Origin of the sequence: Humitalea sp. 24SJ18S-53, from assembly GCF_050632385.1 — a bacterium.
Lineage (GTDB): Bacteria > Pseudomonadota > Alphaproteobacteria > Acetobacterales > Acetobacteraceae > Humitalea.
In genome coordinates this window covers 3,207,985-3,223,104 of record NZ_CP192599.1, presented here as the reverse complement: position 1 = coordinate 3,223,104, position 15,120 = coordinate 3,207,985, and the positions used below count along the sequence as shown (strand labels likewise).

General features: G+C 70.3%; 14 protein-coding genes. 11 read left to right on the top strand and 3 right to left on the bottom strand.

What is annotated here, in order from left to right:
* The first annotated feature begins 12 nt into the window (after positions 1 to 12).
* Complete coding sequence (locus ACQW02_RS15305) at positions 13 to 936, top strand: SMP-30/gluconolactonase/LRE family protein (protein ID WP_431280776.1); 924 nt, start codon at positions 13 to 15, stop codon at positions 934 to 936.
* On the opposite strand, the gene ACQW02_RS15300 is transcribed toward ACQW02_RS15305, so the two are convergent.
* From ACQW02_RS15300 to ACQW02_RS15290, 3 genes are all read right to left on the bottom strand, one after another.
* Complete coding sequence (locus ACQW02_RS15300; RefSeq protein ID WP_431280775.1) at positions 929 to 2,572, bottom strand: acyl-CoA dehydrogenase family protein; 1,644 nt, start codon at positions 2,570 to 2,572, stop codon at positions 929 to 931. The two genes, ACQW02_RS15305 and ACQW02_RS15300, sit on opposite strands and share 8 nt — an antisense overlap.
* A gap of 74 nt (positions 2,573 to 2,646) precedes the next feature.
* On the bottom strand, positions 2,647 to 3,858 hold the full coding sequence (locus ACQW02_RS15295) for a CoA transferase (RefSeq protein ID WP_431280774.1): 1,212 nt from the start codon (positions 3,856 to 3,858) through the stop codon (positions 2,647 to 2,649).
* The gene (locus ACQW02_RS15290) at positions 3,855 to 6,419 is read right to left on the bottom strand and encodes a 2-oxoglutarate dehydrogenase E1 component (protein WP_431280773.1); all 2,565 of its coding nucleotides are present in this window, start codon (positions 6,417 to 6,419) and stop codon (positions 3,855 to 3,857) included. Before ACQW02_RS15290 ends, ACQW02_RS15295 begins: the two co-directional genes overlap by 4 nt.
* A 124-nt stretch (positions 6,420 to 6,543) precedes the next feature.
* On the opposite strand from ACQW02_RS15290, the gene ACQW02_RS15285 reads away from it, so the two are divergent.
* The 10 genes from ACQW02_RS15285 to ACQW02_RS15240 all read left to right on the top strand — a co-directional run bounded on the left by ACQW02_RS15285 (position 6,544) and on the right by ACQW02_RS15240 (position 15,119).
* Positions 6,544 to 7,542: a LysR family transcriptional regulator gene (locus ACQW02_RS15285; RefSeq protein WP_431280772.1), complete on the top strand. Its 999-nt coding sequence runs from the start codon at positions 6,544 to 6,546 to the stop codon at positions 7,540 to 7,542.
* A 421-nt stretch (positions 7,543 to 7,963) separates the two neighbouring features.
* A complete protein-coding gene (locus ACQW02_RS15280) occupies positions 7,964 to 8,419 on the top strand; it encodes a Tat pathway signal protein (RefSeq protein ID WP_431280771.1) in 456 nt (151 codons plus the stop codon).
* Positions 8,420 to 8,435: 16 nt separating this feature from the next.
* The gene (locus ACQW02_RS15275; RefSeq protein WP_431280770.1) at positions 8,436 to 9,128 is read left to right on the top strand and encodes a MotA/TolQ/ExbB proton channel family protein; all 693 of its coding nucleotides are present in this window, start codon (positions 8,436 to 8,438) and stop codon (positions 9,126 to 9,128) included.
* Positions 9,129 to 9,133: 5 nt separating this feature from the next.
* Positions 9,134 to 9,586 (top strand): ExbD/TolR family protein, encoded by a 453-nt coding sequence (locus ACQW02_RS15270; RefSeq protein WP_431280769.1) that lies wholly within the window; start codon positions 9,134 to 9,136, stop codon positions 9,584 to 9,586.
* A gap of 20 nt (positions 9,587 to 9,606) precedes the next feature.
* Positions 9,607 to 10,497, top strand: a complete 891-nt coding sequence (locus tag ACQW02_RS15265; protein ID WP_431280768.1) for an energy transducer TonB — start codon at positions 9,607 to 9,609, stop codon at positions 10,495 to 10,497.
* A 48-nt stretch (positions 10,498 to 10,545) separates the two neighbouring features.
* A complete protein-coding gene (locus tag ACQW02_RS15260; protein ID WP_431280767.1) occupies positions 10,546 to 11,157 on the top strand; it encodes a hypothetical protein in 612 nt (203 codons plus the stop codon).
* Positions 11,154 to 11,990, top strand: coding sequence for an alpha/beta hydrolase (locus ACQW02_RS15255; protein WP_431280766.1), 837 nt, complete (start codon positions 11,154 to 11,156; stop codon positions 11,988 to 11,990). Before ACQW02_RS15260 ends, ACQW02_RS15255 begins: the two co-directional genes overlap by 4 nt.
* Positions 11,991 to 12,172: 182 nt before the next feature.
* The gene (locus tag ACQW02_RS15250; protein ID WP_431280765.1) at positions 12,173 to 13,267 is read left to right on the top strand and encodes an ABC transporter substrate-binding protein; all 1,095 of its coding nucleotides are present in this window, start codon (positions 12,173 to 12,175) and stop codon (positions 13,265 to 13,267) included.
* Positions 13,264 to 14,325, top strand: a complete 1,062-nt coding sequence (locus tag ACQW02_RS15245; protein ID WP_431280764.1) for a FecCD family ABC transporter permease — start codon at positions 13,264 to 13,266, stop codon at positions 14,323 to 14,325. The genes ACQW02_RS15250 and ACQW02_RS15245 overlap by 4 nt, the downstream gene beginning before the upstream one ends.
* Positions 14,322 to 15,119 carry an ABC transporter ATP-binding protein gene (locus ACQW02_RS15240; protein ID WP_431280763.1) on the top strand — a complete coding sequence of 266 codons (798 nt, stop codon included), beginning with the start codon at positions 14,322 to 14,324 and terminating at the stop codon, positions 15,117 to 15,119. Before ACQW02_RS15245 ends, ACQW02_RS15240 begins: the two co-directional genes overlap by 4 nt.
* Position 15,120 lies beyond the last annotated feature (1 nt).

Sequence of the window (15,120 nt, the reverse complement as noted above, 5' to 3'; positions counted from 1 at the left end):
ACGGAGATGACGATGGAATTGATCGGGCGGGAAGTGGCACGGGGCCTGCGCTTCCCCGAGGGGCCTGTCTGGCTGCCGGATGGCAGCCTGCTGGTGGTGGAAATCGCGGCCGGCACGCTGACGCGGATCACCCCATCCGGCGCACGGGAGGTCGTGGCGACCTTGGGCGGCGGCCCGAACGGTGCGGCGATCGGCCCTGACGGGGCCTGCTATGTCTGCAACAACGGCGGCTTCCGCTGGCTGGAGCAGCCGGACGGCTACCTCCGCCCAATCGGCATCGCCGAGGATTACGTCACCGGCCGGATCGAGCGTGTGGATCTCGCATCCGGGCGCGTCGATACCCTCTACACATCCTGCGACGGCAAGCCGCTGAACGGCCCGAACGACATCGTCTTCGATGAGCATGGCGGATTCTGGTTCACCGACCTGGGCAAGGTGCGGCCCCGCAGCATGGATCGTGGCGCGGTGTATTACGCGCGCTGCGACGGCAGCATGATCCGCGAGGCGATTTTTCCGTCCATGACGCCGAACGGCGTCGGCCTCTCACCGGATGGCAAGACCCTCTATGTCGCGGAGACGGAGACGAGCCGCCTCTGGGCCTATGACATCACCGCACCTGGCGAGGTGCGGATGGAGCCTTGGCCATCGCCCAATGGCGGCCGCCTGGTGCTTGGGCGCGAGGGCTACCAGCGCTTCGACTCCCTGGCCGTGGAAGCCTGCGGCAATATCTGCGTGGCGACGCTGGTGCGGGGCGGTATCTCCGTGATTTCGCCGGCCGGCGAATTGCTGGAATTCCATCCCGCGCCCGACGCCTTCTGCACCAATATCTGCTTCGGTGGCGAGGGCCTTCGCACCGCCTTCATCACCCTGTCCGGGACGGGCAGGCTGATCGCGGTGGACTGGCCCAGGGCGGGCCTTGCCCTGCACGTCAGTTGATGCGGCCCAGCAGGCCCCGCGCGATGACCTGCGCCTGGATCTCCGCCGCCCCTTCGAAGATCGACAGGATGCGGGCGTCGCAGAGCACCCGGCTGATCGGATATTCCAGCGCATAGCCATTGCCGCCATGGATCTGCAGCGCGCAATCGGCGTTGCTGAAGGCGATGCGCGCGGCCAGCAGCTTGGCCATCCCCGCCTCGATATCGCAGCGGCGGCCGGCGTCCTTCTGGCGTGCGGCGTGGTAGGACAATTGCCGCGCCATCATGGTTTCCGTCGCCATGAAGGCGAGCTTCGCATGTACCCGCGGGAAGGCGATGATCTGCTTGCCGAACTGGCCCCGATCCTTCGCGTAGGACAGGCCCAGTTCCAGCGCGTTCTGCGCGACACCCAGGGCGCGGGCCGCGGTCTGGATGCGCGCGCTCTCAAACGTCTCCATCAACTGCTTGAAGCCCTGGCCTTCCACGCCGCCGAGCAGGGCGGTGACCGGAACCTCGAAGCCATCGAAAGCAATTTCGTATTCCTTCATGCCGCGATAGCCGAGGACGTGAATCTCAGCACCACTCATGCCCGGGGCCGGGAAAGGATTCTCGACCGTGCCGCGCGGCTTTTCCGCCAGCAGCATCGACAGGCCGCGATACCCCGCCGCATCCGGATCGGTCCGCACCAGCAGGGTCATCAGATCGGAGCGCGCGCCATGGGTGATCCAGGTTTTTGCGCCATAGATCTTGAAGACATCGCCCTCCCTGACCGCGCGCGTGCGCAGGCTGCCGAGGTCGGAGCCGGTATTGGGTTCGGTAAACACCGCCGTCGGCAGCACCTCGCCGCTGGCGATCGGGGCGAGCCAGCGGGTTTTTTGGTCCTCGGTGCCGCCCAGCCGGATCAGTTCGGCCGCGATCTCCGACCGCGTGCCCAGCGAGCCGACGCCGAGGTAGGCGCCGCTCAACGCCTCCGACACCAGGCACATCGCGACCTTGCCCAAACCCAGCCCGCCGAATTCCTCCGGCACGGTCAGGCCGAAGACGCCCATCTCGGCCAGTTTACCCACCAGTTCGATGGGGATGAGTTGGTCCTTCGCATGCCATTCCGGGGCGAAAGGCGCGACCTCGGCGGCGGCGAAGCGCAGGAACTGCTCGCGCGTCGCGTCCAGCATCTCGTCATCCAGGCCGAGCGCGCCAAAACGCCCCTCGGCCAGTTCCCCCACCAGGGCGAGGCGCGCCGCCTCAAGCGCGGCGCGGTCGGATAGGGCGGCGAGCGCGGGGGTGGCGGCGTAGTGCGCCAGGGCCTCGGCCGGCACGCCCATCTCGGCGGGGCGGATCATTTCCGACTGGCTCATCGGAATGCCGCCGGCCAGTTGCTGCCCGTATTCGGCAAAGCCCAGCCGCAGCATCGCCGTCTCCGCCACGCCCAGCCCGCCATCGGCCTGCAGTTTGCGCGCCCAGGCCAGGGTCTGGCGCAAGGCCTCGACATAGGTCGCCTGCCAGGACAGGCCATGGGCGACGAATTGATGCGCCTCGATCAAGGCTGCATTCGGCTTGCCGTCGCGGGTCATCAGCGCCGCCAGCGCCAGGCGGGTGGTGTCGTGCAGCCGCTCCGCGGCAGCGAGTAACCCCGCGCAGGACGCAATGGTATCGGACATGGCTCAGTGGCTCCTGCTGCTTTGGCGCCGGGGCAGCGTGGCGTCGCCCCCGGCCTTGCGCGCTGTTCGGTTCATCAGCCCGGGCCGGCGATCGTGCCGGAATCGTGCAGCCGGCCGATCTGTGCCGAGGACATGCCCAGGACCTCCGCCAGCACGGCATCGGTGTCCTGGCCCATCGCCGGGGCCGGCACCGGCGGCAGGCGGTCGCCATCGGTAAATCCCAGCGGCGACCCGGCCGCCAGCACGCGGCCAACGCCTGACTGGTCAATCATGCCAAAGATCGGATTTTTGGTGGAACAGCGCGGATCCTCCGCGACCAACTGGCCAAAATCTTGATACGGCCCCCACAGCACCCCGGCCGCCGAGAGCAGCGCCCCCGCTTCCGCCAGCGTGTGCCGGCCGACCCACATCTCCAGCAACGCAAAAATCGCGCCGCGTGCATCGAAGCGACCGACCTCGGTATCCAGGTCAACGCCCATCATCGGGCCGATCATCGCCAGCCGCTCGGTCAGGCCGGTCGCCTTGCCGATCGCCCGCCATTGCCGGTTGGAGATGGCGACGATCATCAACCGCCGCCCATCGCTGGTGGCGAAGTCGCGGCCCAGCGCGCCATACAGGTCGTTGCCCAGCGGCGGCCGCACATTCCGGTTCACCTGGACATCGGCGATGTAGCCAAGATTGCCGACCGTCGCGAGCATCACATCCGACAGCGCCAGCGTGACCTCGCGCCCCTGGCCATCGCGCCGGCGCTGGCGTTCGGCGGCCAGCAGCCCCGTCGTGAGGTACAGCCCGGCCGCGACATCCCAGGCCGGCAGCACGTGGTTCACCGGCGCCTCGTCACGCCCCGTCGCGGTGGGGAAGCCGGAGGCGCAGTTCACGGTGTAATCCACCGCCCCCGACCCATCGTGGTTGCCGGTCAGCCGCAGCATGATCAGGTCGGCCCGATGCCGCGACAGCGCCGCATGGCTCATCCAGCCGCTGGCCGGCAGGTTGGTCAGCAGGATGCCCGCCTCCTCACCCGGGCCGGTGATCAGCGCGCGCGCGATCTCCTGCCCCTCGGGCGTGTTCAGGGCCAGCGTGACCGACCGCTTGCCCTTGTTGAGGCTGGTCCAATACAGGCTCGCCCCGGTGGGTGAGAGCGGCATGCGGCGATAGTCGATATTGCCGCCGATCGGATCGATGCGGATGACCTCCGCGCCCAGTTGCGCCAGCGTCATGCCGCCCAGCGGCGCCGCGATGAAGGCGGAGACTTCGGTGACCCGCAGGCCCTTCAGGATCGTGCTCATTGGGCGGCCTCGGCTGCGGCCCGGGGCAGGGCGGCGAACGCGCGTTCGACGATGGCACGCTGGTCGGTGTCATGGTCGCCATGAAAACTGCCCGCGGGCGATGGGGATTCAGGCCGGCCGGCATAGTCGGCGCGCGGTGCGGCCATGCGGCATTCCATCGCCAGGGTCTCCAATTGGCGGTCGATCCAGCGCCAGGCGCCCATGTTCTCCGGTTCCTCCTGCACCCAGACCAGCCGCGCGTTGGGCCAGCGGCGCAGCAGCGCGCGCAGTTCATCGGCAGGCAGCGGATATAACCGTTCCAGCCGCAGGATGGCGACCGTCCGGGCGTCGCGTGCCTGGCGTTGCTCCTCCAGCTCATAGGCGATCTTGCCGCTGCACAGCAGGACAAGTTCGACAGGTCCTTCAGGCACTGTCGCCACGACCGGTGTGAAGCCCGTGCCCGGCAGAAAATCGCGCAAAGGCGACAGTGCGGCGGGCAGGCGCAGCAGTTTCTTCGCGCCCATGATCACCAGCGGCTTGTCGCACAAGCCAAGCCCCTGTTCGCGCAGCAGGTGGAAGTAGTTCGCCGGCGTGGACGGATTGACCACGCGCATATTGTCCAGCGCCGCCAGTTGCAGATAGCGTTCAAGGCGGGCCGAGGAATGTTCGGGCCCCTGACCCTCCAGCCCATGCGGCAGCAGCATCACCAACCGCGAGGGGTCGCACCATTTCTCTTCACCCGAGGTGATGAACTGGTCGATCATGATCTGCGCGCCATTGGCGAAATCGCCGAACTGCGCTTCCCACAGCACCAGCGCCTCGGGCCGTTCCAGGCTGTAGCCATATTCGAAGCCCAGCACGGCATATTCCGACAGTGGGCTGTTGAAGGCCTGGAACCGCGCCTGCGCTGGATCCAGCCCATCCAGCCCGACATGCTTTTGGCCGGTCATCCGGTCCGTCAGGCTGAAATGCCGGTGCGAGAAAGCGCCGCGCACCACATCCTGGCCCGACAGCCGCACCGGCACGCCATCCAGCACCAGGCTGCCGAAGGCCATGGCCTCGGCCGAGGGCCAGGGGATGCCGGCCTCCTCGATCGCGCGCTGGCGCAGCACGCGGCCCATGCGCGGGTGCAGCACGGCGCCATCGGGCGGGTTGGCCAGCGCCGTGGCGATGCGCGCCAGGACGGGCTCGGCGACGCCGGTGTCCTGTCCGCGCGCGGCGGGGCGGGCGGGGAAGCCGCTTTCGTTGACACGGTGGGCCGGGGCTTCGTCGTAGCCGGCCTGCAACCTGGCGCGACAGGCTTCGGCCAGCGCGGCGACGGCATCCTCGGTCGTGATGCCGGCGGCGATCAGGCTGGCGGCGAAGCGGCGCGTGACCGGCGGTTTCCCAGCGATCCGGGCATAGAGCAGCGGCTGGGTAAAGCCTGGCTCGTCGATCTCATTGTGTCCGTTGCGGCGGTAGCAGACCAGGTCGATCACCGCGTCGCAATGCTGCGCCTGCCGCCAGGCCACGGCGATATCGGCGGCACGGCAGACCGCCGCCGGATCGTCGCCGTTCACATGCAGGATGGCGCTGTCCACAGCCTTCCAAGGGCCGGTGCAGTGGCGGGAGGTGCGGGCCTCCTGCACCTCGGTCGTGAAGCCGATCTGGTTGTTGACGACCAAGTGCACCGTGCCGCCGACGGTATAGCCGGCGGGCCCCGCGAGTTGGATGCATTCGGCGACCAGCCCCTGGCCGACCACCGCGGCATCCGTGTGCAGGATGATCGGCAGCACCTTGTCCACGCCGCCTTCGCCGATCGCGTCCTGCGCGGCGCGGGCGCGGCCCAACACCAGCGGATCGACCGCTTCCAGATGCGATGGGTTCGACAGCAGGGTGACGCGGATCGGGTGGCCGTCCAGGATCAGGTCGGCCTCCAGCCCCAGATGATAGGGCACGTCGCCGGCGCGCGGGGCATCGGCCGGGAAGGGATGCGCCCCCTTCACCTCACCAATCATCCGCGCCAGGCTGCGGCCCAGCACATTGGCGACGATCGACAGCCTGCCCCGATGCATGGTGCCAATGACGGCCCGGGTGACCCCCTGGGCGGCGGCATTGGCCAGCACGCGGCGCAGCAGCGGGATCAGGGCTTCCGCGCCCTCGGCACCGAAACGCTTCTTGGTGGGGAATTTTCGGCCCAGGAAGTTTTCGAATTCTTCGGCCTCGATCAACTCGGCCAGCACTGCCATGGGGGCCGCGGGCGCGGGCAGGCCGGCGTCCTGCTCCACCGCGGCGCGCAGCCAGGCGCTGCGCGCGGCATCGTCGATATGGGCCGATTCCACCGCCAGCGTGCCGGTATAGAGCGCCTGGATCGGGTCGGCCGGGGGCGTGGCGCCCGGCGCCAGCGGGTCCAGTGACGCGGTCAGATGGCCGCGGTCGCGCCATTCGGCGCCAGTGTCCGCCGGGCGCCTGGCGTCCATCTCCGCCAAAACCTGGAAGATGACGCGCCATCCCGGCTCCACCGATCCTGGGTCACGGTCGAAGGCCGCCTGCATGGCGTCGAGATATTGCAGGCTGATGCCCGATAGCGGCGAAGAGGCCATCAACACGCGTCCCCCAGTGTGGCGATCCTTGAGCGTCGCCGAAAATCATTCGCCCAGGATAGCGATCCGCTCTGGAACGACCATGTGTCCCGGCGGATAAGAGCTATAACCATATGGTAATATCATGGACCTGCTGGAAATCCGCTACTTCCTGGCCACCGCCGCCGCCGGCAGCCTGTCGCGCGCCGCGGTACGGCTTGGCGTCAGCCAGCCGGCGCTGAGCCGGCAGATCGCCGGGCTCGAGGCCTCGCTGGGCCGGGAACTCTTCTACCGCCATGGCCGCGGCGTGACCCTGACCGACGCAGGGCAGCGCTTCCAGGCGGTGGCGCAGGGTGTGATGCAGCAATTGGCCGATGTGCGGGAGGAGTTGTCGACCGGCGTGCTGGATGAGTCAGGCAGCGTGACGCTGGGTATCCCGCCCTCGCTCTCCGCCAGCATGGGGGCCGATCTGGCGCTGCGCTTCGCCGCCGCCTTCCCGCGCGCCCGGCTGCGTATCCGCGAGGCCTTCAGCGCCGTCCTGCTGGAATGGACCGAGGCGGCGCGGGTGGACCTTGCCGTGCTCTACGACGCCCGCAGCAGTGCCAGCCTGATCGCGACGCCGCTGTTGCTGGAGGATCTGTTCCTGATCGAGCCGCCAGCGCCGGACGGCACCCCGTCCCGCGCCGAACCGGTGAGCCTGGACGAATTGGCGCAGCGCGACTGCGTGCTGCCGGGCCCGGAGAATGGGTTGCGGCGCGTCGTCGATGCGGCCTGTGCCGCCGAGGGCGTCCGCCCCCGCGTGCTGACCGAGGTCGATTGCGTCGCGGCACTGAAGCAATTGGTCGAACGCGGGGTCGGCCCGACCGTGCTGCCTTTCGGCGCCGTGCATCGGGAGGTGCGCGACGGAAGGCTCCAGGTGCGACCTTTCCGCGCCGCGTCGATGCGCGCGCTGCTGGTCATCGCGACGCCCGCGAACAAGCCGGTAACCCCGCTGGTCCGGGCGGCCGTGGCCATGGTGCAGGAGGAGGTCGAGCGCCTGGTGCCGCTGGACGTCTTGCGGGGCATCACCCGCAACCCCGACGGCTCCCGCCTGCGGCATCGCGCGATGGCGAGCCCCAGCACCGAAGAGGTTGGGCCGCCCTGAAAGGACGCCGGCTTTGTGGCGTTCGAGTAGGGTTCTCATCCCGATCGAAGGTCCAGAAGCAGCGCCCGATTTTCGGCCGTGAGATGGAGCCGGGGCCGGAGAAATTGGTCAGGGGGCAGGGAGTCACCGTGACATCGTCGCCGGTGACCCGGAGATGGTGGGGGCGTTTTGCGACGCCGGACGCGCGACGGGGCGGCTGGGCGGAGCGGGATGCTGCAACGCAAAAGAATCGACACACATATATTGCGACTTAGTCGCAGTTGCCTTAAAGCGCTTCACATTCGTGCCTGACGACCCGACGGGCCGGCCCGCCCGCACGCGGGTCGGTCGTGTCGCTTCGCCCGGCTCGACAGGCGCCCACCGCGGCTCGTCGGAACAGGCCGGGGCCTGGGCCGTCAGGCACTCTCACGCCGGGAAGCACATGATGCGTTTCGCCCTGCCGTCCTTTCTTTGCCGCCGCCCGGGCATCCTGCTCGCGGCACTGGTTCTCGCGACAGCGGCCCTGCCTGCAGCGGCGCAGCAGGCACCGGCCATCGGGCTGGAACTGAACCGGTTGGAGCCGCAGCAGAACGGCTGCCGTGCCTGGCTGATGCTACGCAACCCGGGGGAGACGGCGCTCGAGACATTGCGCCTCGACCTCGTGCTCTTCGGGCGCGATGGCGTGGTCAACCGCCGCCTGGCGGTGGAGGCCGGTCCGCTGCCCGCCGCCAAGACCATGGCCCGCGTCTTCGACGTGCCGGGCCTGGCCTGCGACGGCATCGGTGCGCTGCTGCTGAACGACCTGTTGGCCTGCGGATCCGACCCGGCGATGCGCGCCGGCTGCGTCGAACGGATCGCCACCACCTCGCGCGTCGCCGACGTGACGTTCAACAAGTGAGCCAGGGGACAGCGGCATGACCAATGGCGAGATGACGCACGACCTGTCCATGATGGGGCTGTTCCTGCAGGCCGATCCGATCGTGAAGGCGGTGATGGCGCTGCTGGTGCTGGCCTCCATCGCGTGCTGGGCGGTGGTGATCGACAAGGCGCTGTTGTACCGCCGGCTGGGGCAGGAGGTGCGCAGCCTCACCGTCGCCGATCCGGCGGCCCTGTCCGGCGCGCGCGATGCCCGGGATGAGGGCCTCGCCGCGCGTGTATTGCGCGCCGGCGGCCGCGAATGGGCCGAAGGCCGCGACGAGGCCGAGAGCCGGGGCGAATTCCGCGACCGCATGGAGCGCGCCATGCGCGCTGCCTTCACCGGCGGGCTGCGGGGGGCGGACAACGGGCTGCAACTCCTGGCCACCGTCGGCGCCGTCGGGCCCTTCGTCGGCCTGTTCGGCACGGTCTGGGGCATCATGAACAGCTTCTCCAGCATCGCGCAGAGCCAGGACACCTCGCTCGCGGTGGTGGCGCCGGGCATTGCGGAGGCGCTGCTGGCGACCGCGATCGGCCTGGTCGCGGCGATCCCGGCGGTCATGGCGTACAACCGCCTGGCGCTGCGCCTGGGGCGGCTGCGCGCGGATGGCATCGCGGCGATCGGCGGCATCGGCGCGACGCTGGCCCGGCGCGGCGGCCCGCAGATCGCCCACCAGCGTTCGGCAGCGTAACGCCGATGGCCATGGGCGCGATGCAGGCCGGCGGCGGCGAGGATGACGAGGTGCTGCCGATGGCGGACATGAACGTCACGCCGCTGGTCGACGTCATGCTGGTGCTGCTGATCATCTTCATGGTCGCCGCCCCGATGATGATGACCGGCGTGCCGGTGGAACTGCCGCGCAGCGGCGCACCGCGCGCCGCCTCCAGCCGGCCGCCCGTGGTGCTGACGGTCGTGCGCGACGGGGGCGTCTTCATCGGCCGCGACGCGGTGCCGATGGACGACCTGCCCGCCCGGCTGCGGGAACTCGCGGCGGCGGATGCCGAGGCACCGGTCTATGTGCGCGGCGACCGCAACGCCCCCTATGGCGACGTGCTGCGGGTGATGGGGCGGGTCACGCAGGCCGGAATCACGCGCGTGTCGCTGATCGCGGAGGCTGATCCCGCCGCCCGCGCGCAACAGGCACGTTGACGCGACGATGGGACGCGACGATGGCCGCTGACCGCCGCCTGATCGCCTGGGGGGGCTCCGTGCTGCTGCACGCCGGCCTGGCCGTGCCGCTGGTGTTCGGTTTGCCGGACAGCCGGGCCGAGGCACCGCCGCTGCCCACGACGATCATGACCGTCGCCGAGCCCACGGAGCAGGTAAGCGAGGCCCCCGCCAGCGAACCCATGGAGGAAGTGGCGGCCGCAGCCGCCCCCGAGCAGACGTCCGAGACCCGCCCGCCGGAGGAGGTTCAGCTCGCCGAGGCGCCACCTGAGCCCGCATTGCAGCCCGAACCCATCCTGGCCGAGCCGCCGCCGCCCGATGCGGTGCAGAGCGCCGAGCCGCCGCCGGTCGAGATCGTCGAGGCCCCGGCCATCGAGGCGCCGCCGCCACCCGAAGCGGTCGCGGAGCTTGCCCCGGCGCCCGCCCCGATCATCGCGCAGGAGCCGCCGCCCCCGCCGCCGGAGATCGCCCAAGCGGCGCGGCCGCCGGCGCGCCCCCGGCGGGTACGCCCCGATTCGCGCCCGGTCGACACTGCGGCCCTGGCCGCGCCTCCGCCGGTCGCCAACGCGTCGCCGACGGCTGCCCCGGCCGCCGCGGCGTCCCGCCCGCCGCCGGGCTATGTGCAGATGCTGGCCGCGGCGCTGGAACGGCATAAGCACTACCCCTCGGCCGCCCGGAGACGGCGCGCCGAGGGCATCGCGATGCTGCGCTTCTCCATCCGCCGCGACGGCCATGTGGCCCGTTGGCAGGTGGAGCGCAGCTCTGGCGACGAGGACCTGGACGCGGCGGTGGAGGCGATGATTCGCACCGCATCCCCGCTGCCGCCGATGCCCGAGAGCATGACGGGGGACGTGTTGGAGATCGTTGTGCCAATCCGCTTCGCGGTGCGCTGACGTCGCGGCGATGGAGGACGCGATCGCCAACGACCAAGGATATGCCGGGTGCTGATGAAACCTGTCTCGCGCAGCCTTGTCGCCCTGATGTTGCTGGGCGGCATGGCCGGCTGCGCCCCACCGGGCGCGCAGAATGCCGAAGCCGTCTCGAGCCTGGCGCCGGAGGCGAGCCTGGATGCGCGCAGCCTTGGCCGTGGCGTTGCCGCGGCGCGACCTGCTTCGGTGCAGGTGCAGGACGATCCATCGAACCCCACGATCGTCTACGCGGTCTCGCCGCGGCTACAGACCGGATCATTGGGCAGCCTGCCGATGATCGTGACCAGTTTCGGCGCGGAGCGGCAGAGGTCAGACGCATCGACCGCCTATCGCGCCCTGGTCGTGATCAGCAACGCGCGCGCCTATGCCAACTTCGCGCGCGCCACGACCCGGCAGGGCGACAGCATCCCGGTGCAGGCCCTGTCGCGGGATACCCAATGCGGCGGCGTTGGCGGCTGCCTTTTTGTCGAGACCTTGCTGCTGACCTTCACCGCCGATGCCATGCGCCAGGCGGCCGAGGCTGGAACGCCTTTGCGCGTTCGCCTGACCGGCAGCGCGGCCTTTGTCGAGGTTGGCATTCCGCCTGGCCATGTCCGCGTGCTGCTGGCGGCGACACAGCCATGATCGGTGCAGCGGCGCGCGTCGTCGTCCCAGGGGCGCGTTGCTTCGACATTTCGGGCGGCAATGGCGGTGTCTACCGCATCATGATCGCCGTGCCGGAAAGCCCGCCGCCCGTGGCGGGATTTCCGGTGCTGTATCACCTCGACGGCAATGCCGTCTTCGCCAGCATGGTCGAGGCGATGCGCATCCAGGGCGCACGCGGCAGCGCGACCGGGGTCGCGCCCGGGATCATCGTCGGCATAGGCTATGCCGTCGATGGTCCCTTCGACCGGCTGCGACGGACGCTGGACTACACGCCGCCCGCCGATCCCGCCACGCTCGGGGAACGCCCCGATGGCGGGGAATGGACGCCGACGGGCGGGGCCGACGCCTTTCTGGACATGCTCGAGTCCCAGGTGAAGCCGCTGGTTGCCGGACTCGCGGCGGTCGATCCGGCGCGCCAGGCCCTCTTCGGCCATTCCCTGGGCGGGCTGTGCGCGCTGCACATGCTGTTGGCGCGGCCGCACGCCTTCGCGCGGATCGTCGCCGTCAGCCCGTCGCTGTGGTGGAACGGTGGGGCGGTGCTGCGCGCGCTCGACGCGCGCGGCACCTCGCTGCCCGCCGAACGCGCGCGCGTGATGATCGCGGTGGGCGGGGAGGAGGAACCGCCCGAAACCCCCGGCGAGGATGCCCACGCCGCCCGCCGCCGCGCCCATGGCCTGATCACCAATGCCCGCGCCTTTGCCGACCGGCTGCCGGCGGATGTGTTCCGGATTTTCCCTGGCGAGAACCACGGCTCGGCCGTCCACGCCGCCCTTGGTCCGGCGCTGCGCTTCGCGCTGCCGGCGGCCCCGTGACATGGACATCGGCATGATCGCCTGGTCCGCGGACATGGCCCCCTGGACCTGGCGCGTCCGCGCGCAGGGCAGGGAACGTGCCGCCATCATCTTGCTATCCGCTATTGGAAACGAGGCATGACCGAGACTGAACGCCACGACCGGCACGACAATGATCGCGATGCCGCGCGGGGGATGCCTTGATGCTGAAGCGCCGCGCCCTGCTGCTCGCGCCGCTCGCGACACCCGTCCTCGCGCAGGCGCAGGGTGCGGTCGCGGTGACTGACCTGATGGGCCGCGCGGTCCGGCTGCCGCGCCCCGCGCGTCGCATCGTGCTGACCCAGGGCCGCCACCTGCCCGTGCTCGCGCTGATCCACCCCGACCCGCTGAGCCTGATCGTCGGCTGGTCGTCGGACCTGCGTCAGGCCAATGCGCCGGAATACGCGCAGTTGCGCGCGCAGACGCCGTCGGTGGACCAGATCCCCGTGATCGGGCGCGGCCCGGTGGATACCATCTCCTTCGAGAGCATCCTGACCTTGCAGCCCGACTTGGTGCTGCTCAGCCGTTTCACCGCGGGCGGTCCCGATGGCGGGCTGGCGCGGCGGCTGGATGCGGCGGGTATCCCCAGCGCCGTGATCGACTTTTTCGCCGACCCGCTGGGCGAGTCCGAACGCAGCCTGACCGTGCTGGGTGCGCTGATCGGGCGCGAGGCGCAGGCGTCCGCCTTCAACGCCTATTACCGCCGCAGGATGGATGACGTCGCCACGCGCATGGCCGGTGCGGAGCCGAAGCCGCCCATCCTGGTGCAGGCGCATGCCGGCGGCACCGCCTGCTGCTTCTCGGCCGGGACTGGCATCTTCAACGGCATGATCATCGCGGCGGGCGGGCGCAATATCGCGACCGACATCCTGTCGGCGCAGATGGGCCAGCTCAGCCTGGAATTCGTGCTCTCGACCGACCCCTATGTGTATGTCGCAACGGGCGGGCCCTTCGGCGGCGCGCGCGGCGGCGTCACCCTGGGCACCGGTGCGACCGCGCAGGAGGCGCGGGAGAGCCTGGCCCGGGTGGTGCAGTCGCAGGGGCTGGCCGGGCTGTCGGCGGTGCGTGCGGGCCGCGCCCATGGGCTGTGGCATGGCTTTAACGATACGCCGGCGCATTACCTGGCCATCGAGGCCCTGGCCCGCTGGCTGCACCCCGACCGGATGCGCGGGATCGCGCCGGATGCATCGCTGGCCGAACTCAACGACCGCTTCCTCTCCATCAAGATGCAGGGCACCTACTGGGTCGATCTGCGGTGAGCGCGGTCCTCTCCGCCGGTTCCGCATCGGCGATCACCGCCTATCGCGCCAGCCTGCGCCGGCGACGCCTGCTGCTGGGCTTGCTCGGCGTCGTCGCCGTCGCGGCCTTCCTCGTCGATATCGCGGTCGGCCCGTCGCTGCTGCCGGCGTCGGAGGCGCTGCGCGCGCTGTTCGACCCGTCCTCGGCCAGCCCCCTGGCCCGGACCGTGGTCTGGCAGGCGCGGCTGCCGCCATCGGTGATGGCGGTGCTGGTGGGCATGGCGCTGGCCGCGGCGGGGGCGGAGATGCAGACCATCCTGAACAACCCGCTGGCCAGCCCCTTCACCCTCGGCATCTCCTCGGCCGCGGCTTGCGGTGCGGCGCTGGCCATCGTGCTTGGCCTGTCCATCCCGGGCCTGCCGGCGCGCTGGGCGGTGTCGGGCAACGCGTTTCTCTTCGCCTTCGCCTCGGTCGCGCTGCTGCAACTGGTGATCCGCTGGCGCGGCGCGGGGGTGGAGACACTGGTGCTGCTCGGCATCGCGCTGGTCTTCACCTTCAACGCCATCGTGGCGCTGATCCAATTCGTCGCCAGCCAGGATGCGTTGCAGCAACTGGTGTTCTGGACGCTCGGCAGCCTGGGCCGCACGCAATGGGACGGCATCGCGCTGGTCGCGCTGGTGCTGGTGGTGGTGCTGCCGTTCTCCTGGCGCGCTGCCTGGCGGATGACGGTGCTGCGGCTGGGCGAGGAACGCGCGCGCGGCCTTGGCGTCGATGTCGGGGCGCTGCGCTTCGCGTCCTTGCTCCGCATCAGCCTGCTGGCGGCGGCCGCCGTCGCCATGGTCGGCGTGATCGGCTTCATCGGCCTGGTCGCGCCGCATGTCGCGCGGCTGCTGCTGGGGGAGGACCACCGCTTCCTGCTGCCGGGCAGCCTGCTCTGCGGGGCCGCGATCATGTCGCTCGCCGCGACCGCGAGCGAGATGCTGGTGCGCGGCGCGGTGCTGCCGCTTGGCATCGTCACGGCGCTGGTCGGGCTGCCGGTCTTCATGATGCTCATCCTCGGCGGGCGGAGGCGCGGATGAGCGACCTGCTGCTGTCGGGCGTGACAGCCGGCTATGCCGGGCGTCCGGTCCTGCGCGGCCTGTCCTGCGGCCCCATTCCGCAAGGCTGTGTCACCGCCCTGGTTGGGCCGAATGCCGCGGGCAAGTCCACCTTGCTGCGCGCCATCGCCGGGTTGTTGCGCGCGAAGGGCTCCATCCGTTTCGGCGATCGCGAGTTGATCGGCATGCCGGCGCGGGAGCGCGCGCATCACCTGGCCTTCATGCCCCAGGCCCTGCCGCAGGACACCGGGCTGTCGGTGATCGAGGCATTGCTCGGCGCCTGGCGCGCGCTGCCGGATGGCGCGAGCTGGGGCAGCGAGGCCGCGCTGCTCGACCGGGTGGGGCAGGTGCTGGACCGGTTAGGCCTTGGCGATCTCGGCATGGTGTCGTTGCAGTCGCTGTCGGGCGGCCAGCGCCAGATGGTGGCGCTGGCCCAGGCGATCATCCGCGATCCGCCACTGCTGCTGCTGGACGAGCCGACCAGTGCCCTGGACCTGCGCCGCCAGTTGGAGGTCATGGGCCTGCTGAGCGAGTTGGCGCGGGAGGGACGGACGGTCATCGTCGTGCTGCATGACCTCGCGCTGGCGGCGCGCTGGGCGGATTGCCTGCTGGTGATGAACCACGGGCAGGCGCAGGGCTTCGGCCCATCCGAGACCGTGCTGACGCCAGACATGCTCGACGAGGTCTATGGCGTGGAGGCGCGGATCGAACCCTGTTCCCAGGGCCGCCGCACCCTGCTGATCGATCGGATCAGCGACAGGCCGCGCCCGCTGTAGG

Coding starts and splice junctions, on each gene's coding strand:
- ACQW02_RS15250 (WP_431280765.1), top strand. CDS start 12,173: ATGCTGAAGCGCCGCGCCCTGCTGCTCGCGCCGCTCGCGACACCCGTC.
- ACQW02_RS15265 (WP_431280768.1), top strand. CDS start 9,607: ATGGCCGCTGACCGCCGCCTGATCGCCTGGGGGGGCTCCGTGCTGCTG.
- ACQW02_RS15295 (WP_431280774.1), bottom strand. CDS start 3,858: ATGAGCACGATCCTGAAGGGCCTGCGGGTCACCGAAGTCTCCGCCTTC.
- ACQW02_RS15305 (WP_431280776.1), top strand. CDS start 13: ATGGAATTGATCGGGCGGGAAGTGGCACGGGGCCTGCGCTTCCCCGAG.
- ACQW02_RS15255 (WP_431280766.1), top strand. CDS start 11,154: ATGATCGGTGCAGCGGCGCGCGTCGTCGTCCCAGGGGCGCGTTGCTTC.
- ACQW02_RS15290 (WP_431280773.1), bottom strand. CDS start 6,419: ATGGCCTCTTCGCCGCTATCGGGCATCAGCCTGCAATATCTCGACGCC.
- ACQW02_RS15300 (WP_431280775.1), bottom strand. CDS start 2,572: ATGTCCGATACCATTGCGTCCTGCGCGGGGTTACTCGCTGCCGCGGAG.
- ACQW02_RS15280 (WP_431280771.1), top strand. CDS start 7,964: ATGATGCGTTTCGCCCTGCCGTCCTTTCTTTGCCGCCGCCCGGGCATC.
- ACQW02_RS15240 (WP_431280763.1), top strand. CDS start 14,322: ATGAGCGACCTGCTGCTGTCGGGCGTGACAGCCGGCTATGCCGGGCGT.
- ACQW02_RS15285 (WP_431280772.1), top strand. CDS start 6,544: ATGGACCTGCTGGAAATCCGCTACTTCCTGGCCACCGCCGCCGCCGGC.
- ACQW02_RS15270 (WP_431280769.1), top strand. CDS start 9,134: ATGGCCATGGGCGCGATGCAGGCCGGCGGCGGCGAGGATGACGAGGTG.
- ACQW02_RS15275 (WP_431280770.1), top strand. CDS start 8,436: ATGACCAATGGCGAGATGACGCACGACCTGTCCATGATGGGGCTGTTC.